Here is a 21,450-nt window from a genome sequence, read left to right on the forward strand (position 1 = left end):
ACCTCGCGACGATCCCGCGGCCCTTGACCCCGCACTCTGTGACCTTGAGGAGAACGACCATGTGCAGACCCGCCACCTGTAAGACCTGTGGAAAGACGACGTGGGCCGGGTGCGGCATGCACGTCGACCAGGTGATGTCCGCCGTGCCCAGGTCCCAGCGGTGCCCCGGTCACGCCAAGGCCCCCGCGGAGGGGTTCCTGGCGAGGCTGTTCGGGAGGTGACCGGTCGGCCGGAACGGCCGGTGCGGATGATCGACCGGTGACGCCGGCTCAGTGCGTCAGAGCGACCTTGAGCGCCACGACGGCCACGGCGACAACCGTGAGTGCCGCCGCGCCGAGGAGCCACCTCCGATCGGGCCGTTCGCCGTTGAGTCGGCCGATCACAAAGACGACGCCGCCGATCCGCACCAGCACGGTGATCTCCGCGAGCAGGATGGCGGTACCGTGCTCGATCACCCCGATCCACCCGACCGCGAGGATGAGCGACGGCAGGACCGCCGAGCTCAGGATCGGCACCGAGTTCCGCAGTTCGGCGAGCCGCTCGGCGCGGCTCAGCGGCTCGCCCTCACGCACGCCGTGGCCCACCGCCTCGGCGAAGACGTGCGCGATGAACGTCGACAGGGCGGTGCCCAGCACTATCGCGATCCCGACGTACTTCTCGCTCTGGACGATCGGCACGAGCGCCGCGAGCACCAGGATGTTGCCGTAGATGTAAGCGCTGATCCTGCTCGCCGCGTCGTCACGATCGAGCGGCTCGCCCCGGGAGAGCCACGAGTTGCGCGGCAGGGATCGCCTGTCCGTGTCCATGCCGACAAGGGTGGCAGACGGCAGGGGTCCGTCGCGTCGAGTTCACTGTCCTGACCCGGGCCGGCGGGGGCTCGGAATACTGTGGGAATGTCTGCGATTCGAGGGCGTGGAGAGGCTCGACAATGGACTCATCGGTGGACGTGGTGGTCGTGGGGGCGGGGATCGCCGGCCTGGTCACCGCGCGTGAGCTGACCCGGGTGGGCCACGAGGTGATGGTTCTGGAGGCCCGGGACCGTGTGGGCGGCAGGCTACTGGGCGCCACGCTCGCCGGTGGCCAGCCCATCGAGGTCGGGGGGCAGTGGGTCGGCCCCACTCAACACCACGTCCTCGCACTGATCCGCGAACTGGGACTGCAGACCTTCCCCACCCACGTCGAGGGCCGGCACATCGCCGAACTCGGCGGCGCCAGGGCGGAGTACACCGGCCGGATCCCCAGGTTCGACCCGGTCACCCTGGCCGATATCGCCCAGACCCAGTGGCGGCTCGACCGGATGGCCGCCCGCATCCCGCTCGACGACCCGTGGAACGCCTCCGGCGCCGACCGCCTGGACTCGCAGACGTTCGACACCTGGCTCAGACGCACCGCCCGCACCCCGCGGGCCCGCGGGTTCTACCGACTCCTCACCGAGGCTGTGTTCTCGACCGGCCCCGAGGACCTCTCCGCGCTGTGGGCGGCGTTCTACATCGGCTCGGCCGGCGGACTGGACGCGATGATCGACACCGCCGGTGGAGCGCAGCAGGACCGCGTGGTAGGCGGGGCGCAGACGATCGCGATCGAGATGGCGCGGCAACTCGGCGAACGGGTGGTGCTGGACAGCCCGGTCACCGCGGTCGAGTGGGACGTCGGTTCCGTCCGCGTCCGTACCGGCCACCGCACCGTGAGCGCGCGCCACGTGGTCGTCGCCGTTCCTCCGCCGCTCGCGTCGAGGATCCGCTACTCCCCCGGCCTGCCCGGGGACCGCGACCAGCTCGTCCAACGGTTGCCCATGGGACGGGTGATCAAGGTCAACGTCGCCTACCCGGAGCCGTTCTGGCGCGCCGACGGCTGGAGCGGTCAGGCGAACAGCGACACCCGCCCGCTGGGCACGGTCTTCGACAACACCCCCCACGGCGCCGCGGGCGGTGGCCCCGGGGTGCTGGTCGGATTCCTCGAAGGCCGACACGCGGACCGGTGCTCGCGCATGACGCCCGCCGACCGTCGGGCGCAGGTGCTCGAGGATCTCGCCGGATACTTCGGGCCCCGGGCCCGCGAACCCGTCGACTACATCGAGCGCGACTGGGCGGAGGAGGAGTACAGCCGCGGGTGCTACGGCGCGTTCGCCGCGCCCGGGACCCTGACCCGCTTCGGACCCCACCTGCGCCGCGCGGTCGGCCCGATCCACTGGGCGGGCACGGAGACCGCCACCCGCTGGGCCGGGTACATGGACGGGGCTGTCGAGTCGGGCCGTCGGGTGGCCGGGGAGATCGGTGTGCCCGGGTGAGCAGCCCGGAGTCCGTGGTCACCTGGCGGAACGGTAGCGCCCGGGTGGTGGCGTGCAGCCGCTGATCCGCACCGCCAGCCTTCGCGGCTTCGCCCCGCTCGTGAGCGAACTCGGAGGGGACCCCGAGCACCTGCTCGACCAGTACGGCATCGCGGCCGAGGCCCTCGCCGGCGACGACGGCCTGATCTCGATCACCGCGCACGACCAGATGCTAGACGCCGCCGCTGCCGCGCTCGAGTGCCCGGATTTCGGGCTGCGGCTGGCCGACCGACAGGACATCTCCATCCTCGGTCCCGTGGCCCGGGCGATCCGCCCCAGCTCCACCGCCACCGAGGCGCTCGAGTGCGCGGCGCGTTTCCTGTTCGTCCACAGCCCCGCGCTGACGATCGGCGTCGACGACGACCCGTGGAACCGGCGCGGAGTGATCGCGCTGACCTACCGCAAGCAGCTGTCCGAGTCGCCGTACTCCCCTCAGGCCATCGAGCTGGGGCTCGGCCTGTTCCACCGGATGGCGGTGCAGTTGCTCGGGCGCAGTCCCGGTCTCCGATCCGTCGAGCTGACCCACGGGCCGCTCTCGCCCGTGGACCGCTACCTGGACTTCTTCGGTGCCGACATCAAGTTCGACCGCCCCGTGGCCGCGCTGTGCGTCGAGCGCAGGATCCTGGACGCCTCGTTCGCCACCGCCGACGAGGAGATCCGACAGGCCGCCCTCGACCACCTGGCGGGCACCTACTCCGACCCCGCCCGCTCGATGGCGGGTCGGGTCCGCCGGGCTGTGGGCGAGCGCCTTCCCGGGCGGGTCCCGGCACTCGCCGAGGTGGCGGCGTCGCTCGCGATCCACCCGCGAACCCTGCAGCGCCACCTCGTCGTGGAGGACACCACCTACGGCCGGGTCGTCGACGACCTGCGGCGGGACCGGGCACACCGGTTCATCACGACCACCGACCTGTCCTTCACGCAGATCGCCGACCTGGTCGGGTTCTCCGAACAGTCCACGCTCAGCCACGCCGTGCGGCGGTGGTTCGGCGTCTCCCCCGGCGAGCTCCGACGCCGGGGGAGAGTGTCGCGCTGAGACAAGTGGGGCGGCGACGGACACCGGATCCTGGAAGTACCCGTCAGGAGCACGGCGCCGGGAGAGCCACGGCGCCCCGAGGAGAACAGGAGCGGTGATGCTGCGCGAACACGAGTTGGGCGACCGGGAACTGCAGGAGCAGACCCTGCGGGAACAGTCCACCGAGGAGATGCTCGAGCAGATCGGCGCGCGCTCGATCCCCGAGTTCGACGGTGTCCACGACGTGTGGCCCCGGGGTGAACGCCTGCGGGCGGTGCGCGCGGCGGCCGCCGAGTACAAGACGCGGTTCGTGCAGCAGGGGCAGGTGCGGGCGGTGCAGTCCGTGGACGTGGCGGCGGCGCCGTACCCGGTCAAGTACGCGTTCAACAACGCGGTCTCGGTCCCCAGCCTGCCGCTGATCACCATGATCAACCGGATGATCGTGGTGCAGTACGACGACTGGAACGGCCGCCCCCGCACCCTGGTGTTCGAGCCGACCGTCCCCGCGGGGTCCGCCGAGGCGCCCTTCTACGACAACCTCCAGGCGCTCGTCGACAAGGTCCCCGGCGGCAACCTGGCCGTGAAGCTGATCCTCAAGTACTTCAACGAGCCGGGTCAGGCGCTCGCCAGGGTCGGGCTCACGCCGCAGGACGTGGACTTCTGCACCTTCGACCACCTGCACGTGCAGGACCCGCGCATGATCCTCGGTTCGACGGAGGTCATCCCCGGGGAGACCGCGCCCCGCGACCCACTGTTCGGAGACGCGCGGCTGCTGGTCCACCGACGTGAGCTGGCCACGCTCGAGGACCTGCACCCCATGCAGTGGGCGTGGTACGTCGCCGACGGTCTCGGCGGGGTCGACCGCTCGAAGTTCGCGGTGTTCGACGGGGACATCGAGCTCGGCCCCGGCATCGCCCTGCTGTGGACCCCCGGACACACCGACGGCAACCACTCGCTGGTCGTCAACACCCCGGACGGCGTGTGGGTGTCCTCGGAGAACGGCATCTCGCTGGACAACTGGCAGCCGGAGCTGTCCCGGATCCCGGGCGTGCGGCGGTACCACGAGCAGTTCGGCCGGGAGATCTGTCCCAACGCCAACACCCTCGAGGACTCCCTGGATCAGTACGACTCCATGATCAAGGAGAAGACCATGGCGGACCCGTGCCCCGGCGACCCGCGCTGGCTCCAGATCCTGCCCTCCACCGAGCTCGTCCCCTGGAAGCGCTTCTGGCCGGTCGTGCCCACCTACTGCCACGGTGGCATCTCCTACGGCCGGATCCGCTCCGGACTGGGAAGCGAGAAGTGACGACGACGAGGCCGCGCAGCGCGCTCGTGACCGGTGCCGGTCGCGGGGTGGGCAGGGAGATCGCCGAGATGCTCGCCGGACGCGGATACCGGGTGATGGTCACCGACGTCGACGCCGACACCGCCGCCGCGGCCGCCGCCGACCTCGGGGCGAACGCCAGCTGGGCGGCCGTCGATGTCCGCGATCACCGGCAGATCGAGATGGCTCGGGATGCGCTCGTCGAGCAGACGGGGGGCCTGGACGTGTGGGTCAACAACGCCGGCGTGCTCCTCACGGGCCCGGCGTGGGAGCAGAGCGAGGAGCAACGGCGACTGCTCATCGAGGTCAACACCCTCGGGGCGATCAACGGCACCGTCGCCGCGATCGACGCGATGCGCGGCCGGGGCCATGGTTGTGGCGCCGGCCACGGTGGCGGACACACGGGCGGTCACCGCGGCGGCGGGCACATCATCACCATCGCCTCTCTCGCCGGGATCTCCGCCGTGCCGGGTGAGGCCGTCTACGCCGCCTCCAAGCACGCCGTGATGGGGTTCAGCACCAGCACGGCCATCGACCTGCGGCTGGCGGGGATCCACGACATCGCGATCTCCTGCATCTGCCCTGACGGGATCTGGACCCCGATGCTCCACGACAAGCTGACCGACCCGCAGGCCGCCCTGTCGTTCTCCGGATCACTGCTCACGCCCGGCGACGTGGTGCGCGCCGTCGGCGCGGTGCTGGACTCCCCCCGCCCGGTGACGTCCGTGCCGGCGTGGCGCGGAGGTCTCGCGCACCTGGGCGCGACCTTTCCGCGGCTGGCAGTGGCGGGCCTACCCCTCATGGCGGCCCTGGGGCGCCAGGCGCAGCGCCGACTCCTGGAGAACCCAGAGGGTCAGGACCCCGCGCCGAACCGGGCTGCGAGGTAGGGGATGAGGCCCATGCACTCGGGCGTCAGCGCCAGGCAGGACGCCTCACCCGGACCGGGGCCGAAGAGATAGCGCAGCGGGTTGTCGATCGATCCGAATGGAAACACGACGTCACTCCTTGTGAATTCGGGTGCGGTGCCTTGCTCGTGAAATCGGACCTTACCGGGCACCCGTTACCGTGCGGCGGCCTTCCAGTCTGTCAAGCAGTTCGTCTGCAGCGAACTCGTGAGACGGGTGAGCCCGGGACCGGAAGAGGTCAACGCGAAGGTTCTTCGACTGGTTCACGAACCGGTGAATCGCGCACGTGAGCACCCACCATCCGACGACCGCGGACACCCCTGACCTGCGGTGCCCTGAACGGCCCGCGCAGGGCACCCCAGGTCAGCGCCCTCTACGCCCGTCGCGCCCCCGCCCATCCCGGCCCGCGCACCAGGTACCCGACCCGGTCGGCCCAGGTCTCGGAGCGGAAGACATCGCGGGCGATCGCGATCCATTCGTGCGTGGCGATCCGCAACGGGTTGAACGTGTCGATGTTGGTGGTCAGCCCGTAGACCACCTCCTCCCCCTCGCGTTCGTGGGTGCCGAACAGGCGGTCCCACACGATGAGGATGCTGCCGTGGTTCCGGTCCAGGTACTCGCGGTTGCTGCCGTGGTGCACGCGGTGGTGGGAGGGCGAGTTGAACACCTTCTCCAGCGGCCCGATGGACCGGATCACCGCTGTGTGGATCCAGAACTGGTAGATCAGGTTGATCGCGCGCGCGTCCTGCACCAGCGTCGGCCGCACACCCAGCAGCGAGAGCAGCCCGTACGGCACATAGATGGTCAACGCCTCGGCCACCGGCTGGCGCAGGGCCGTGGAGAGGTTGTAGCGCTCGCTGGAGTGATGCACCACGTGCATGGCCCACAGCCAGCGGCTCTCATGGTCAAAGCGGTGGTTCCAGTAGTAGATGAAGTCCCACCCCAGGATCGCCACCATGTAGGCGAGCGGCCCCGAGCCGAGGTCGAGCGGAGAGAACCGGAAGAGCTTCCTGGCGGCCGTCTCCGCGCTCCACAACGTCGAGACCGTGACGACCGCCGAGGCCAGTGCCGTGACCGCCGACCCGCCGGTGATGCGTCGTAGCGCGGGCGGCACCTGAAGAGCCTGATCCGTGGGCACCTGCGCGCTTCCTGCGGCGGGCACGGGCGCGGACCCCGCGACGGGCGACGCGTGGGTGGTGGGGACCTCGTCGTCGTCGTTGCCCGGTCTCCGGCCCACACCTGATGCCACCCTCGACGGCACCGCGCCCGCGTCGAGCAACCCCGTGGTCCGGGTGCGCCGCCACACGTCTCCCGCCGTGGCCACCGCCGCGGCCGCGAGCGACAGACCCATCAGCGCCTTGGCGTACTTACCGGTCCGGGGCGTGACCGGGGCGAGCAACCTGCCCGCGACGTACGGGGCCACGAGGCTGCCCACGCCCATCGAGAGGCTGGCCATGGTGTCGGCGAACTCGTAGTCGCCGGCCCGCTCCCCCTCCGCCGGATTGCGGGACTGCCACGCGTACTCGGCCGCCATCGCCGCGACGAAACCGGGGATCGCCAGGACCGTCAGATCGATCTTCACGTCGCTAAGGATATGACGTGGATCACCTTCGTGCGAGATCGGGACCTCGCTCGCACTGTGGATTCTCTGTCCCTCTTCCAAGTTATAGCTGGTAGGGGGCCTTGCCGCAAGGCCCCGGTACGGGTGCACACTTGCGCGATGCCACCCGTCACCACCAGCATTTTCTCTCTCCCCGACCGCCTTCGGGCCAAGGCCGATCCGGCGCTGATCGCGGCCGACGAACAGCGGTTCTCGGCGATCGCGGACTGCCTTGCGCAGCGGGTCACCGACCAGTCCGCCCGCCTCGCCGCCCGCCGCCGCGACCCCGCCGGCACGGGAGCCCAGACCATCACCCGCGACGCGGACATCCGCCGCCTGGTCGCCGAACTCGCCACCCTGCGCCGGTTCGGACTGGACCTGTGCATCGGGCACGTCGCCCTCGCCGGGGACGTCGAGCCCCTCTACGTGGGCCGCATTGGGTTGACCGACCCGACCGGCACCTCCCTGCTGGTGGACTGGCGCTCACCGGCCGCCGAGCCGTTCTTCGCCGCGACGCTCGCCCGACCGATGGGGGTGAGATACCGGCGGAGGTACAGGTGGTCGGGCGGGCGCATCGTCGACTACTGGGACGAGGTTCTTGACGACGACGAGGTGGGCACCCACACCGCCCTGGACGACCACTCGGCGTTCGTCGCGAGCCTCGGCCGGGCACGGACCGGCCGGATGCACGACGTACTCACCACGATCCAGGCCGACCAGGACGCGATCATCCGCGCGGACTCGTCGGGCGCACTCGTGGTGGACGGCGGTCCGGGGACGGGCAAGACGGTGGCGGCGCTGCACCGGGCGGCATACCTGCTGCACTCGGAATCTCGCCTCGGACTGCGGCGCGGACACCTACTACTGGTGGGCCCGCACCGCCCGTACCTGGACTACGTCGCGGATGTCCTTCCGGCCCTCGGTGAGCACAGTGTGCAGACGGCCACGCTCGCCGACCTGGTTCCCGACATCCCCGCTCCGGGCGTCGGCGAGGAACCCGATCCCGAGGCCGCCCGCCTCAAGTCGGGGATGCCGATGGTCCGGGCGATCGAGGCGGCCGTGCGCTTCTACGAGCAGCCTCCCGAGCAGCCGATTCGGGTCCAGACAGAGTGGATCGACCTCGAGCTGACACCGGGCGACTGGGCCGAGGCCTTCGCCTCCCCCGAGGACGGCACGCCCCACAACGAGGCCCGGCACGAGATCCTCCAGACCCTGGTCGAGATTCTCCTGGAGAAGTCCGACGCCGGCGTTCCCGAGGCGGTTCTGCGGGCGGAGCTACTGGCGAACGCCGACCTGCGCCGCGAGCTCCACCGCGCGTGGCCGATGATCGACGCGGCGGAGCTGGTGGGTGATCTGTGGACCGTTCCGGCCTACCTGCGCCTGTGCGCGCCCTGGCTCAGCTCAGAGCAGGCCCGCGTGCTCCGCCGGGACGAGCCCGCTGCCTGGACGCGATCGGACCTCCCCCTTCTCGATGCGGCGCGGCACCAGCTGGGGGATGCCGACCGGGACACGAGACGACGGCGCCGGCATGCCGAGCGCGCGGCCGAACTGCAGCGGCGGAGGTCGGTGATCGACGAGGTGATCGCGGCCGATGACGATCCCGAGGGGGTGGCGCCCATGCTGCGTCACCGCGACCTGCAGGAAGCCCTGCTGGACCCGGCCTCCGGCGACGACGCGACGACCACCGACGCCGCCCGCCTGGGTGGGCCGTTCGCGCACATCATCGTGGATGAAGCGCAGGAGCTCTCGGACGCCGAGTGGCAGATGATCCTGCGCCGCTGCCCGTCCGGGCACCTCACGGTGGTCGGCGATCGCGCCCAGGCGAGGCACGACTTCGCGGAGTCCTGGCCCGAGCGGCTGGAGCGGGTCGGCCTGTCCCCCGGCCGGGTCGACACGGTCCACCTGACCATCAACTACCGCACCCCGTCTGAGGTGATGGAGGCCGCCGCCCCGGTGATCAGGGCGGTGCGCCCCGACGCGAACGTGCCGGTCTCGGTCCGCAGCAGCGGCGAGCCGGTCGCGTACGGCCGCGTCGGCGATCTGCGGAACGTGCTCGAGGCGTGGCTCGAGTCGAACCCGGAGGGCGTGGCCTGCGTGATCACCGCGACCGGCGCTCACGGCGACGACTTCCCGGCGAGCGGGGTGCCAGCGAGCGAGGTGCCGGCGAGCGACCGCGTCCGATCACTGACCGCGGCCACCGCCAAGGGGCTCGAGTTCGACCTGGTCGTACTGGTCGATCCGGGCGCCGCCGGTACCGGCGAGATCGGCGCCGGCGCGATCGGAGTGGGCACGACCGGTGCGGGCACCACCGGTGCGGGTGCGACCGACGCGGGCGTGATCGACGCGGTCGACCGCTACGTCGCGATGACCCGGGCGACGCGGTCGCTCACGGTCCTCACCCGATAGCGGACCCGGCCGGTCACGGCGAGACCTGCTCCTCCTCCACGGCCGTCACCGCCAGCCCCTCGGTCTGCGCGGTGTTGCGGACGAACCACGCGCCCACCACGGTGATGAGCGAGATGATCGCGCCCACCACCAGCGCGTTGTGGACGCCGGTCATCTGCGCGGCCACGTCGCCCTGTCCGGACTCGGCGCCGGCCACGATGCCCAGCGTCATGACGGTGATGAACAGCGCCGTGCCCGCGGCCGCGGCCACCTGCTGCAGCGTGTTGAGCAGAGCGGAGCCGTGCGGGTACAGGTGCGGCGGCAGGGACCCCAACGCCGAGGTGAGAAGCGGCGAGAACAGCAGCGCCAGGCCCACGCTGAGCACCATGTGCCACACGACGACGATGACCAGCGACGACTCCGCCGAGAAGAAGAGGTACATGCCCCACAAGCCGGCGGCCGCCAGGATCGAGCCCGGGATGATCAGCGGGCGCGGTCCGATGCGGTCGAAGAGTCGCCCGACGAACCACCCGAGCACACCCATGAGCAAACCGCCGGGCAGCAGCGCGAGGCCGGACTCGAGGGTGGTGGTGCCCAGGATCTGCTGCATGTACAGCGGCAGCAGGATGAGGGTGCCGAACAGCGCCATCATGGACAGCAACATGAGCGTGAGGCTGACGGTGAAGGTGCGGAAGGCGAAGGCGCGCACGTCGAGGAGCGCGTAGTCCTTGAGCGAGAGCTGCCGCCAGACGAACACCGCCAGTGCGGCCACGCCCACGAGGACGGGCACCCACGGGGACACCAGCGCGTTGTCGTTGGCGGCTTCACCGAAGGAGCTCAGGCCGAAGATCAGGCCCGCGAAGCCGACGGCCGAGAGCACGCCGGAGAGGATGTCGAGCGGGATCGGGCGGGTGGCGGTGACGTTCCGGATCAGCGTGGCTCCGGCCACCAGTGCGAGCAGGCCGATGGGCAGGACGAACCAGAACATCCAGCGCCAGCTCAGCACGTCGAGCACCAGGCCACCGACGGTGGGGCCGATGGCCGGGGCCACCGCGATCACGATGGAGATCACGCCCATGGTGCGGCCGCGACGGTCCGCGGGCACCACGTTGAGCACGGTGGTCATGAGCAGCGGGATCATGATCGCGGTACCCACGGCCTGCACCACCCGGCCGGCGACCAGGACCACGAACACCGGGGCCAGCGACGCCAGCAGGGTGCCGAGGGTGAAGGTCGTCATGGCGATGACGAACACCGTCCGCAGCGGTAGCCGCATGAGCATCCACCCAGTGAACGGGATGACCACGGCCATGGTGAGCATGAACGCGGTGGTGAGCCACTGGGCGGTGGCCGCGGCGACCGCGAACTCCCCCATCAGCTCGGGGATCGCGACCGACATGATGGTCTCGTTGAGGATCACCACGAACGCCGCGGCCACGAGCAGTGCGATCAGCCTCGTGGTGGCGGCCGGCAGCGGCGGGGAGCCCAGCGCCGGGCCGAGCTGGGCAGGATCGGGCTGCGGGAGATCGGGGTGGCCCGGGTCAGGCTGGGCCCGGGAAAAGGCAGTGGAGGATGACTCAGTCGTCACGGGAATCCTTAGACATTACGGGTCGAGACAAAGGTAAACCCGGCGAGGCCTCACGGCGCGCACGGGGAACTCTCGCACTGTACGCCAGGATCTCCGACAGGCTTGCTGATGTGACCACCATTACGGCGGCGCGTGCGCGAGCGGGTCGGTGGGCCGACGAGCGGGTGGGGCAGAATCGACACATGACCGGGACCAGCAGCGCGCGACGGGGCGAGGTGGAGACGCGCGCCCTGCCGATCTACGCGGCGGGCGACGCGGTGATGCCGTTCGCGATCACCGGCATGGACGAGCTCGTGGCCCGCGACATCGAATGGGAGCCGCACTCCCACCCCACCCACGAGCTGCTGTGGAACCGGTCGGGGGCGTCCACCGTGACCATCGGGGCGCGTACGTGGTCCATCACCCCCTCGGTCGGACTGTGGATCCCCGCGGGCGTCCTGCACTCCGCGGCCACCCCGGCGGGCACCTGGTACCGGACCGCGCACGTCGACGTCCGCACCGACTCGCCACTGCCGACCGAGCCCGTCGCGGTGGAGGTGACCCCGCTGCTCACCCTGCTGCTCGAGCGCCTGGTGGACCAGACCCTGGAGGCCCGGTCGCGGGAGCTCACGGAGCAGATGGTGTTCGACCTCCTCGAACCCTCACCTCACGCGCTGTTGGTGCAGCGGCCGGACTCCGAGCTGCTGCGCCCGATCGTCACGGCCCTCGAGTCGCACCCCGGTGACGACCGGTCGCTCACCGAGTGGGCGGCCCGGCTCGGGGTGAGCGAACGGACCGTGACGCGCGCGTTCCGGGCCGAGACCGGACTGAGCTTCGGCGCGTGGCAGGCGGCCTTCCGCGCCCAGCACGCGTCGGTCCTGCTGGGCAGTGGCGTTCCGGTCGACGAAGTGGCGGTGCGCGTGGGCTACAGCTCGGCGAGCGCGTTCGGGGCGGCCTTCCGGCGGACCACCGGCCTCACCCCGGGGCAGTTCCGCCCGGCGATCGGCCACGCCACCGGCCACGCCACCTTCCCCGGCCCCGGCCCGGCCACCAGCGCGAGCCTGTCCGATTCGCTACACCAGGCGTCCTGATCGAGCGATTGCGCCGTACGGTGGTGCGGTCGTAAGGTCTTAGGCCAGCCTCACCTAATGGTCAGCCCGCGCCGGATACGTCGGCGCGGCGCCCGGGTGGGTCCTGCCCTGTTCATCGTCTCCAGAATGAGAGAGCCGCCCTGATGCGTTCTCGCGGTGTTGTCCCCTTCCTGATCGCCACCACGGCCGCCCTCGTGCTGTCCGCGTGTGGCTCTCCCGCCGACTCCGACGAGTCCACGGGCGCGACCGCCGCCGGCGGGTCCGGGTCGTTTCCCGTAGTGATCGAGCACGCGCTCGGCACCACCACCATCGACCAGGCGCCCGAGCGGGTGGCCACCGTCGCGTGGGCCAACCACGAGGTGCCGCTCGCCCTGGGTGTCGTCCCGGTGGGCATGGCCGCGGCGACCTTCGGTGACGACGACGGCAACGGCATGCTCCCGTGGGTGGAGGAGCGACTCGAGGAACTCGACGCCGAGCCCCCCGTGCTGTTCGACGAGACCGACGGGATCGACTTCGAGGCCGTCGCCGACACCGACCCGGACGTCATCCTGGCCGCCTACTCCGGTCTGACGCAGGAGGACTACGACACCCTGAGCGAGATCGCCCCCGTCGTGGCGTACCCCGAGGAGGCGTGGGCCACCTCGTGGCGGGACACGATCCGCTTCAACTCCATGGGGATGGGCATGGCGGCCGAGGGCGACGCGCTGGTCGACGAGCTCGACGCCGAGATCGCCGAGGCCGCAGCCGCGCACCCGGAACTCGAGGGCACGCGGACCATGTTCCTCACCCACCTCGACCCGTCCGACCTGAGCACGGTGAACTTCTACACCGCCGCCGACACCCGGGCCGCGTTCTTCGAGGACCTGGGTCTGGCCACGCCGGCCGCCGTGACCGAGGCCTCGGCGAGCGGCAAGTACTCCGGCAGCATCAGCGCCGAGCAGCTGGACCAGTTCGACGACGTCGAGCTGATCGTCACCTACGGCGACCAGAGCCTCGTCGACACCCTGAAGTCCGACCCGCTGCTGTCCCAGATGCCGGCGGTCAAGAACGACGCCATCGTGTTCCTCGACGGCAGCGGCCCGATGGGCACCGCCGCCAACCCCACCCCGCTGGCCATCTCGTGGGTGCTCGACGACTACGTGGCGCAGCTGGCGGAGGCCGTCGGCACCCGCGAGTGAGTCCCCACACCACCGCCCCGTCCGCGCCGGGTGCCGCCACGTCCGCTGTCAGGACGCTGCGGCGCCCGGCGCGGGTCCGCGTGGCGTGGCTCCTGGTGACGATCGCCGTCCTCGTCGTCGTCGTCATCGCCTCGGTGTCCATCGGCTCCCGCACGGTCTCCCTCGACGAGATCCTCGCCGCGCTGGGCGGCTCCACCGACGGCCTCGGCGAGGCGTCGGTGGTCAAGCGCATCTCCCGCACCATCATGGCGATGCTCGTCGGCGCGGCGCTGGGCCTGGCCGGCGCGGTGATGCAGGGCGTGACCCGCAACCCGCTCGCGGATCCGAGCATCCTGGGCGTGACCATGGGTGCCTCGCTGGCCGTCGTGGTGGGGATCGCGTACTTCGGGCTGTGGACCTATACCGGGTACATCTGGGCCGCGATCGTCGGCGCCGGGATCGCGGCGGTGTTCGTCTACACGGTCGGCTCCCTCGGGCGCGGCGGGGCCACCCCGCTCAAACTCGTCCTGGCCGGCGCGGCCACCTCGGCGGCGGCCACCTCCTTCATCAGCGCGGTCGTGCTGCCGCGCGGGGACATCGCCGGCGGCGTGCGCGCGTGGCAGGTCGGCGGCGTCGGCGGGGCGAGCACCGAGGCGATCGAGCAGGTGCTGCCGTTCCTCGTGGTGGGCGCGCTGATCTGCTTTCTCGCCGCCCGTCCGCTCAACTCACTGGCCCTCGGTGACGACCTGGCCGCGGGACTCGGCGAGCGCGTGGTCCTCACCAGGGCCGTGGGCGCTCTCGGCTCGGTACTGCTGTGCGGCGCCGCGACCGCCGTGGCCGGGCCCATCGCCTTCGTGGGACTCATCGTCCCCCACACCTGCCGCCTGCTCGTGGGCGTGGACCACCGCTGGCTGCTGCCGTTCACCGCGCTCGTCGGGGCCGTCCTCGTCACCGCCTCCGACGTCCTCGGGCGCGTGGTGGCCCGGCCGGCGGAGATCGACGTGGGCATCATCACCGCGCTGGTGGGCGCCCCGATCTTCATCGCGATCGTCCGCCGCCAGAAGATCCGGGAGGTGTGATGACGACGACGAGCAACGCCGCGACCTCGAACTCTCCGGCCACCACTGCTCCGGACCCCGACGCCCCGGCCCCGGATGCCCCGACCACCGGCGCTGTGACCACCGCCCGCCCGGCGTCCGTCGCCCTGATCACCCGCGGTCGCCGGAGCCGGAGACGTCGGCGGCTACTCGTCATGACCGCGCTCGCCCTGGGCGCCGCGGCGCTGTTCGCCGCCAGCCTCATGGTCGGCAGGACGTTCTATCCCCCGGCCGACGTGCTGGGCGTGATCCTGGGCCATGACGTGGCCGGCGCCTCGTTCACCGTCGGGCGGCTGCGCCTGCCCCGCGCGGTGCTCGCGGTACTCACCGGCATCTGCTTCGGCATCGGCGGCGTGACCTTCCAGACCATGCTGCGCAACCCACTGGCCTCGCCGGACATCATCGGCATCAGCACGGGCGCCAGCGCGGCGGCGGCGTTCGCGATCGTCATCCTGGGTCTGGGCGGCGCGCAGGTCTCGGTGTTCGCGATCGTCACCGGCATCGCCGTGGCCCTGGCCATCTACCTGCTGGCCTACCGCGGCGGGGTGGTGGGCACGCGGCTCGTGCTGATCGGCATCGGCACCGCCGCCATGCTCAACGCGGCCACCAACTACATCCTCAAGACCGCGCCGCAGTGGGAGCTGCAGGAGGCCATGCGCTGGATCACCGGCAGCCTCAACGGTGCCTCGTGGCCCCAGGTGCAGCCGGTGCTGGTGGCGTGCCTCGTGTTCGCCCCGGTGCTGCTGCTCACGTCCCGCGACCTGTCCATGCTGCGGCTGGGCGACGACACCGCCTCCGCCCTGGGGGTGCGCACCGAGCTCACCCGGATCATGCTCATCGTGGCCGCGGTCGGCCTGATCGCCTTCGCCACCGCGGCCGCCGGGCCCATCGCGTTCGTGGCGTTCCTGTCCGGGCCCATCGCCGCGCGGCTCGTGGGTCCGCACGGCTCGCCGCTCGTGCCGGCGGCGCTGGTGGGCGTGATCCTGGTGCTCGGCGCGGACCTGGTGGGCCAGTACGCCTTCGGCTCCCGCTACCCGGTGGGCGTCATCACCGGGGTGCTCGGCGCGCCCTACCTCATCTACCTGATCGCCCGCAGCAATCGCACCGGAGGCGCACTGTGACCACCGACCACACCCTCCACGCGACCGGCCTCGACCTGGGGTACCGCGACCGCACCGTCATCCAGGACCTGGACCTGCAGGTGCCGCCGGGGCGGATCACCGCGATCGTCGGGGCCAACGCCTGCGGCAAATCCACTCTGCTCAGGTCGATGTCCCGGCTGCTCAGGCCACGCGGCGGGCAGGTTCTCCTGGACGATGAGCAGGTGCACCGCATCCCGGCCAAGAAACTGGCCCGCACGCTGGGGCTGCTCCCCCAGTCCCCCCTCGCGCCGGAGGGGATCACCGTCTCCGACCTGGTGGGCCGCGGGCGCAACCCCCATCAGGGGATGCTGTCGAGGTGGAGCAGGGACGACGACGAGGCCGTGGCCGCAGCACTCGAGGCCACCGGCACCCTCGAGCTGGCCGACCGGGCCGTGGACGAGTTGTCCGGCGGACAGCGCCAGCGCGTCTGGATCGCCATGGCCCTGGCCCAGCACACCGACCTGCTGCTGCTCGACGAGCCCACCACGTTCCTCGACGTGGCCCACCAGGTGGAGGTGCTGGACCTGCTGGTCGACCTCAACCGCGACCGGGGCACCACCGTCGTCATGGTCCTGCACGACCTCAACCTGGCCGCCCGCTATGCCGACCACCTGGTGGCGCTGGCCGGCGGGCGGGTGCACTGCGCGGGCGCGCCCCAGGAGGTGTTCACCACCGAGATGGTGAGCGCGGTGTTCGGGCTCGACTCGGTGGTGATCCCCGACCCCACCTCCGGCCGGCCGCTGATGCTGCCGCTCGGGCGGCACGGGGTCCGCGAGGGGCACGGGGGTCCTGGTGAGCACGGGGGTCCTGGTGAGCACGGGGGTCCTGGTGAGCACGGGGCGATGAGCGGGCAGGGCACGAGCGGTCAGGCGTGAGCGCGGGGTTGCGCGTCCTCTCCGGCTTGCGCGCCCCCTTGGCACGCCCTCACCCCACTTACGCGCCCTGAATGGTCCATTCCGGACACGCAAGTCCGGGAGCACGCCACCGAGGCGCCCGGTCCCGGAGCCGGGCGGCCGGCACGGGGCCCTCAAGGCTCACACCAGCACCGCGAGCCACAGCGGCCTCAGATCTCGGGCAACCGATCCGCGCCCCAACTCCCGTGGATCAGGTCGGTCACCCGGGCGACCTCCTCGGCGGAGACGGTGTCGGTCTCACCCGGCTCCAGGGCGTCGAAGTGGAAGATGTACAGGCGGGAGAGGAACTCCTCGAACGGCAGCGACGACTCGCCGAACCGCTCCCCGCTGCCGGCGGTGCTCACCACCACGCCGTTGCCCCAGTCCTGGCCGCTGTCGTTGTTGGGGTTGAAGAAGTAGACGCGCATGGTCTCGTCGGGGTCCAGCGCGACCCGCAGGATCGTGATGGCGTGCCAGCCCACGAACCGGCCCGAGCTGTCGGTGACGGCGACGCCGGCGGGTTGCGGGTGGATCAGGGGCTGGTTCCCGTTGTGGAACGGGTGGTAGCTGCCGTAGAAGTGCCGCACGAAGTCCTCGAGGTCGGTGAGCCGGCCGGACTCCACGTCCACGTTGATGCGGAATCCGCGAGAAGCCCACCAACCATGGAACTCGGGGTTGACCCAGCGATGCGGGTCGCCCGCGCGATCGCTGCACAGCCGGCCCATCTCCGCGTAGATGCGGTCCAGGTGCGGCACCACCAGAAGCGACACCGGGTCGAGGTCCACGGGCAGGGTCTCCGCCAGGCCCGCCTCGAGCTCGCGGGAGGACAGGGGCCGGCCCTCGAAGTGCATGACCACCTCGTTGTCCCGCGCCGCCCACGCGATGGTCTGCAGCAGGTAGTCGGGATCGTTGTACGCCCACATCGACAGTGCGCGGGCGGACTGGCAGGTGGGGTTGTCGCCCTGCCCCACGCCGAGCGGCTGGCCGAGCATCGACAGGGTCCCGGCCAGCAGCCAGATCCGTCCCGGCCGGGCCGGACCGTAGGCCAGCGCCAGACGCTCGTTCGCGTAGCCGGACAGCGGTAGAGCCAGCAGCCGCCACAGCGCGGGCCCGACGGCCGGCTGGAAGAGGATGCCGCGCTCGAGCAGCAACGCCAGTCCGTAGACCGACTGCGCGGTCTCGGGATGGACGGCGGCGTCGATCAGCGCATCGACCAGGCCGTGGAAGCACAACAGGCTCTCGCGACCGGTGCTCGACAGGCCGAGGGCCTCACTGAGCAGGAAGCTGCCCTTCTCGCGGAGGAACCGCAGCAGGACGGGGTGGTACGCCGAGACCAGGCCCGTGTCGTGCATGGACCGCGCGAACCCGGCGGCCTCGTACTGCAGGGCCCCCTCGTCCATGGACTCCAGGCGGGAGCGGTAGACGTCCACCCCGGGATCCTCCCGGCTGGCCTCGGTGGTGCCGTAGATGCTGCTGATCAGCCGGTCGACGCCGAAGCCACCGCTGCTGGTGTCCACCTCGGGGTCGTGGCGTGCCACCGCGAGCTGGGTGATGGTCTCCTTGATGTGGTCGACCTGGATCGGGCGTTGGCGCAGGATCCGCCAGATCTCCTCGACCAGCTGGTCCAGGACGCTGTCGTAGCCGATCTCGCCGGCGATGTGCGCCAACGACGTGCGTGTCACCTTGGCCATCCGGCCCTGTTGCACCCGTTCCGCCTCGGTGGCCGCCGTGAACAGCAACGCGGCGTTGGTGGCCAGGACCTCCTTGAGGTGCTGGAGGGCCTGCTCGGCCGACACATCGGGGTGCGGGTAGTCTCCCCGGGCCACCGCGGCCAGTCGCAGATCGCTGACGATCTCCATCACGGCCGTGTCGGCGTTGGGGCTACGGAGCGACCCCGTGCTCAGCGCCGGGACCAGTGAACTCGGCGATGCCCAGTCCGTCCCCTCGTACAGTCCGGCGGACTCGAGTTCCCGGGCCATCGACTGCACGGCCCGGGCACCGCCGTCCTGGAGCAGGACCAGGCGCAGGCCGTCGAGCACGCGCCGCTTCGGCGTGGTCTTGCCGACGTCTCCTGCCTCGGCGAGGGCCCTGGTCGCGTCGACGAGCGAGGCCACCCGCTTGTCGAGAACTCGCGTCGCGGTGGGCGCATCGTTGACCACCCGCGCATCGTCGGCCACTGGCTCATCGTCGGCCACTTGGTGTCACTCTCCACATCCACGGGCGACGGTGCCCGCCCTCGGTACCGTACCCACGTCGTCGGACCGGATGGCCGTCACACGTAGAAGTCGAGTTCCTCCTGGCGCGCCAGGAGGGTCCGCATCTCGTAGGCGTCGTCGCCGAAGAAGTAGACCAGCCCCCAGTGGGTGCCGAAGGCGGTCCGCTTGGTGACGGTCTCCTCGAGCGGTGCGGTGAGCTCGTGGGATTCGAAGTACTCGTGGTCCTCGGTCTCCTCCGGGATCTCGAGCGTGGAGACCACGCGCCGCCGCGGGTAGACACCGAAGCAGCCCGCGTGACCGGTGGCGTCGACGACCTCGCGCGGGAAGAACGACGTGATCTCCTCCTCGGTGGTCTTGGGGTCGAACGCGAGCACCAGGCCCTGGTACGCGTTGAACCCGTAGGCGCGCTCGAGCAGCTCGAAGACCTTGAACCCCGGCGGGCGGTAGGCCACCTCACCGAAGTACATCTCGCCGTCGCTGGTGACGAAGTACTCGGGGTGCACGAACCCGAACTTGATGTCGAAGGTCTTGATGAGCTTCTCGATCTGCCGCGTGATCTCCGGGCGGTAGCGCTCCAGCTCCGGCGAGGCCGGCACGAACACCGAGTAACCCAGGGTCACGTATTCGGAGATGTTGAGAAAGACGATCTTCCCGTTGTGGATCCAGGCCTCCACCGCGAACTCCCAGCCGTCGAGGTGGGACTCCATGAGGACCGGGAACTCCTCGTCCGGGATCGTGTCGACCTCGTCCGGGGTGCGGATGACGCGGTGCCCCAGGCAGCCGGCCTTGTCGAAGGCCTTGAGGTGGATGGGGTCGTTGGGGTCGCCGTCGAGCTTGAGCAGGGTCTGGTTGACGCGCTTGAGAAAGCGGATCACGTCGTCGCGCTCGTGGGCCTCCTCGAAGATCCCCACGCGGATCCCGCCGAGCTGGGCGCGGCGCTTCATCAGCGCCTTGTCCCGCAGCAGCAGCGACTGGCCGTACAGGGTGGGGTTGTCCATGAGCATGGAGTTGATGGCCCCCGCCCACTCCACGGTCTCCTCGAACAGCGGGATCGCCACGTCGACGCCCATGTCCTTGAGGGTCTCGGCGATCTCCATGGACCGGTCGTTGAGTCGCTCGAAGTTCCAGGGGACGAACGGGATGTTGTGCTGCCGGCAGTAGTCCTCGGCCCAGTCCGGCGCCACCACCACATAGCGGCGGTCGAACCGGTCCACCGCGTCGACCGCGTTCGGTGCCCAGCCGAGCAGCGCCACGTAGCCCTTGGAGGGGTCGCGTCGCGACTCGTTGCCGTCCTGGGTCGCCAGCGAACTCCTGTCCGCCGCACTGGTGGTCGTGTCTGCTGTGGAGATCTGCACGCGGTAACTGCCTCCTGGGTCGGGGCGCGGGCTGGTGGGCCACCAACCTACCCAAGAGGGAGCGGCACGTGCCGGGGACGCCGGCCGCCCAGGTGAGGTGGACCGCCTGGCCTACCGACGTATCACCGTGTCGAGCCAGTCGAACGCGCGCTGGCTGAACAACGCTGCCGCCCCCGCTTCGTCGTGTTCGCCGGCGCCCTCGGCGTTGGTGAACTCGATCATCGTCTTGGGCGCGGTGAGGGCGTCGAAGAATCTCTGTGCGTCGACGACGCGCGGGTCGTTCTGGCCTACGGTCAGCAGCACGGGGCAGTCGATGCGGTCCGCGATGCCGTCCAGGGTGAACTGCGTCAGGTCTCGCAGGTAGTCGACGGGGGTCGCGCATCCGTGCGTGAGCATCCCCCGCCCCACGGAGAAGGCCAGTCCCGGCGACTGCGCCATCCCGGCGCGGACCGCCGCGTTGAGGTCGTCGTCGGCCTCCCCGGTGGCCAGGTCGTCGCGGTGATCCTCGGGGAGCAGCAGCGCGGCGTTGGCTCCCGGGGCGTACTGCGGGGCGTCGGCGATCACGGCGGCCAGGCGGTGCTCCGCGGTGGCGGCGCGGGGCGCGAGATGCCCGCCCCAGCTGCGGCCCAGCGCCGCGATCCGGGTGGCGTCGACCTCGGGACGGGCGACCAGCCAGTCGACCTGAGCGGTGACGACCGCCTCCCAGTCGTGTCGGAAGTGCAGGTCGCGCTGGACCAGTGCCGCGCCCTGACCGGGGCCGTCCATCATGAGGACGGCGTAACCGCGCCGCAGTGCCGCGACGCCGCCGGCGACGTACGTCTCCTCCATCGTGCCGTCGTATCCGCCGACCAGGATCACCGTGGGGAACGGTCCCGGGCCGGGCGGGGTCGCGAAGTAGCCGTCGAGTTCGGTTCCCTCGTACGGGACCGCGATCTGCTGGAAGGGATGGTCCATCAACTCGGCCGCTCGGCGGAAGGCGTCCCGTTGGCGCGCGTTCGCCGTGACGAACCGGGGATCCATCGGGGGCGCGTACATGAAGACCCCGGAGATACGGAAGTACGTCGCCGCTCGGAGGAATCCCTCACGCGCGCTCACCCGGTGGCCGGCGGCCAGGCTCGCCTCCGCATCCGCGAGGATCCGTTCGCCGAGCGCGTTCCACTCGGCGTTCCAGGCTTCCCTGTCCCCTTCTGGGATCCTTCGGGCGGTGATGAACGCCTCGCCGACGTCGGCTCCGCCCGACGGGATGGTGTCGAGCACGCGGAGGAACTGGCCGTCGAATCCACTGTCCGAGAAGGCCAGTCCGGTGAGGGTGGGTGCGTCGGGGCGTCCATCGCCATCCACGGCAGGGGTCGCCGCATCCGATGGAGTGATACTGGCCAT

18 protein-coding genes are annotated in these 21,450 nt (G+C 70.9%); 11 read left to right on the forward strand and 7 right to left on the reverse strand.

Translation table 11 applies throughout. From position 1 onward, the window contains the following. The first annotated feature begins 59 nt into the window (after positions 1-59). Entirely contained in the window at positions 60-221 is a 162-nt protein-coding gene (locus tag CT688_RS17480) for a hypothetical protein (protein ID WP_182612762.1), read from the forward strand. 48 nt (positions 222-269) lie between these two features. Here CT688_RS17480 and CT688_RS10575 read toward each other — a convergent pair whose 3' ends face one another. After that, positions 270-806: a hypothetical protein gene (locus CT688_RS10575; protein WP_107756864.1), complete on the reverse strand. Its 537-nt coding sequence runs from the start codon at positions 804-806 to the stop codon at positions 270-272. Positions 807-928: 122 nt separating this feature from the next. On the opposite strand from CT688_RS10575, the gene CT688_RS10580 reads away from it, so the two are divergent. The 4 genes from CT688_RS10580 to CT688_RS10595 all read left to right on the forward strand — a co-directional run bounded on the left by CT688_RS10580 (position 929) and on the right by CT688_RS10595 (position 5,549). Further along, entirely contained in the window at positions 929-2,287 is a 1,359-nt protein-coding gene (locus CT688_RS10580; RefSeq protein ID WP_107756865.1) for a flavin monoamine oxidase family protein, read from the forward strand. A gap of 52 nt (positions 2,288-2,339) precedes the next feature. Then, positions 2,340-3,359, forward strand: a complete 1,020-nt coding sequence (locus CT688_RS10585) for an AraC family transcriptional regulator (protein WP_197431409.1) — start codon at positions 2,340-2,342, stop codon at positions 3,357-3,359. A 97-nt stretch (positions 3,360-3,456) separates the two neighbouring features. Further along, the gene (locus tag CT688_RS10590; protein ID WP_107756866.1) at positions 3,457-4,644 is read left to right on the forward strand and encodes a hypothetical protein; all 1,188 of its coding nucleotides are present in this window, start codon (positions 3,457-3,459) and stop codon (positions 4,642-4,644) included. After that, on the forward strand, positions 4,641-5,549 hold the full coding sequence (locus CT688_RS10595; protein WP_107756867.1) for an SDR family oxidoreductase: 909 nt from the start codon (positions 4,641-4,643) through the stop codon (positions 5,547-5,549). Before CT688_RS10590 ends, CT688_RS10595 begins: the two co-directional genes overlap by 4 nt. Here the strand turns inward: CT688_RS10595 and CT688_RS17330 are convergent. After that, entirely contained in the window at positions 5,516-5,656 is a 141-nt protein-coding gene (locus CT688_RS17330) for a hypothetical protein (protein ID WP_156607202.1), read from the reverse strand. The genes CT688_RS10595 and CT688_RS17330 overlap by 34 nt on opposite strands. A 284-nt stretch (positions 5,657-5,940) precedes the next feature. Continuing rightward, positions 5,941-7,149, reverse strand: coding sequence for a sterol desaturase family protein (locus CT688_RS10600; protein ID WP_107756868.1), 1,209 nt, complete (start codon positions 7,147-7,149; stop codon positions 5,941-5,943). 138 nt (positions 7,150-7,287) lie between these two features. Between CT688_RS10600 and helR the strand changes: the two genes are divergently transcribed. Continuing rightward, positions 7,288-9,573 carry an RNA polymerase recycling motor ATPase HelR gene (gene helR, locus CT688_RS10605; RefSeq protein ID WP_107756869.1) on the forward strand — a complete coding sequence of 762 codons (2,286 nt, stop codon included), beginning with the start codon at positions 7,288-7,290 and terminating at the stop codon, positions 9,571-9,573. Positions 9,574-9,586: 13 nt separating this feature from the next. On the opposite strand, the gene CT688_RS10610 is transcribed toward helR, so the two are convergent. After that, positions 9,587-11,140: an MDR family MFS transporter gene (locus CT688_RS10610; protein ID WP_107756870.1), complete on the reverse strand. Its 1,554-nt coding sequence runs from the start codon at positions 11,138-11,140 to the stop codon at positions 9,587-9,589. 182 nt (positions 11,141-11,322) lie between these two features. Between CT688_RS10610 and CT688_RS10615 the strand changes: the two genes are divergently transcribed. The 5 genes from CT688_RS10615 (at position 11,323) to CT688_RS10635 (ending at position 16,481) form a co-directional block, all read left to right on the forward strand. Further along, the gene (locus CT688_RS10615) at positions 11,323-12,210 is read left to right on the forward strand and encodes an AraC family transcriptional regulator (RefSeq protein ID WP_231750292.1); all 888 of its coding nucleotides are present in this window, start codon (positions 11,323-11,325) and stop codon (positions 12,208-12,210) included. Between the two features lie 143 nt (positions 12,211-12,353). Next, positions 12,354-13,388: an ABC transporter substrate-binding protein gene (locus CT688_RS10620; protein WP_107756871.1), complete on the forward strand. Its 1,035-nt coding sequence runs from the start codon at positions 12,354-12,356 to the stop codon at positions 13,386-13,388. A 56-nt stretch (positions 13,389-13,444) separates the two neighbouring features. Beyond that, positions 13,445-14,446: an iron ABC transporter permease gene (locus CT688_RS10625; protein ID WP_107758154.1), complete on the forward strand. Its 1,002-nt coding sequence runs from the start codon at positions 13,445-13,447 to the stop codon at positions 14,444-14,446. Then, a complete protein-coding gene (locus tag CT688_RS10630) occupies positions 14,446-15,585 on the forward strand; it encodes an iron chelate uptake ABC transporter family permease subunit (protein WP_231750293.1) in 1,140 nt (379 codons plus the stop codon). The genes CT688_RS10625 and CT688_RS10630 overlap by 1 nt, the downstream gene beginning before the upstream one ends. Further along, positions 15,582-16,481, forward strand: coding sequence for an ABC transporter ATP-binding protein (locus tag CT688_RS10635; protein ID WP_107756872.1), 900 nt, complete (start codon positions 15,582-15,584; stop codon positions 16,479-16,481). Before CT688_RS10630 ends, CT688_RS10635 begins: the two co-directional genes overlap by 4 nt. 188 nt (positions 16,482-16,669) lie before the next feature. Here the strand turns inward: CT688_RS10635 and CT688_RS10640 are convergent, their stop codons facing one another. The 3 genes from CT688_RS10640 to CT688_RS10650 form a co-directional block, all read right to left on the reverse strand. Continuing rightward, the gene (locus CT688_RS10640; RefSeq protein WP_231750294.1) at positions 16,670-18,676 is read right to left on the reverse strand and encodes a hypothetical protein; all 2,007 of its coding nucleotides are present in this window, start codon (positions 18,674-18,676) and stop codon (positions 16,670-16,672) included. Positions 18,677-18,771: 95 nt separating this feature from the next. Further along, positions 18,772-20,070 (reverse strand): acetyl-CoA carboxylase biotin carboxylase subunit family protein, encoded by a 1,299-nt coding sequence (locus tag CT688_RS10645; RefSeq protein WP_231750295.1) that lies wholly within the window; start codon positions 20,068-20,070, stop codon positions 18,772-18,774. 111 nt (positions 20,071-20,181) lie between these two features. Continuing rightward, entirely contained in the window at positions 20,182-21,450 is a 1,269-nt protein-coding gene (locus CT688_RS10650) for a S9 family peptidase (protein ID WP_159078005.1), read from the reverse strand.

It is taken from the genome of Dietzia sp. JS16-p6b (assembly GCF_003052165.1).
In the GTDB taxonomy this organism is placed as follows: domain Bacteria; phylum Actinomycetota; class Actinomycetes; order Mycobacteriales; family Mycobacteriaceae; genus Dietzia.

What these genes read in the sequence shown, in the direction of transcription:
- CT688_RS10575 (WP_107756864.1), bottom strand. Translation starts at nt 806, where the DNA reads ATGGACACGGACAGGCGATCCCTGCCGCGCAACTCGTGGCTCTCCCGG.
- CT688_RS10580 (WP_107756865.1), top strand. Translation starts at nt 929, where the DNA reads ATGGACTCATCGGTGGACGTGGTGGTCGTGGGGGCGGGGATCGCCGGC.
- CT688_RS10615 (WP_231750292.1), top strand. Translation starts at nt 11,323, where the DNA reads ATGACCGGGACCAGCAGCGCGCGACGGGGCGAGGTGGAGACGCGCGCC.
- helR (WP_107756869.1), top strand. Translation starts at nt 7,288, where the DNA reads ATGCCACCCGTCACCACCAGCATTTTCTCTCTCCCCGACCGCCTTCGG.
- CT688_RS10650 (WP_159078005.1), bottom strand. Translation starts at nt 21,450, where the DNA reads ATGGCCAGTATCACTCCATCGGATGCGGCGACCCCTGCCGTGGATGGC.
- CT688_RS10620 (WP_107756871.1), top strand. Translation starts at nt 12,354, where the DNA reads ATGCGTTCTCGCGGTGTTGTCCCCTTCCTGATCGCCACCACGGCCGCC.
- CT688_RS10630 (WP_231750293.1), top strand. Translation starts at nt 14,446, where the DNA reads ATGACGACGACGAGCAACGCCGCGACCTCGAACTCTCCGGCCACCACT.
- CT688_RS10590 (WP_107756866.1), top strand. Translation starts at nt 3,457, where the DNA reads ATGCTGCGCGAACACGAGTTGGGCGACCGGGAACTGCAGGAGCAGACC.
- CT688_RS17480 (WP_182612762.1), top strand. Translation starts at nt 60, where the DNA reads ATGTGCAGACCCGCCACCTGTAAGACCTGTGGAAAGACGACGTGGGCC.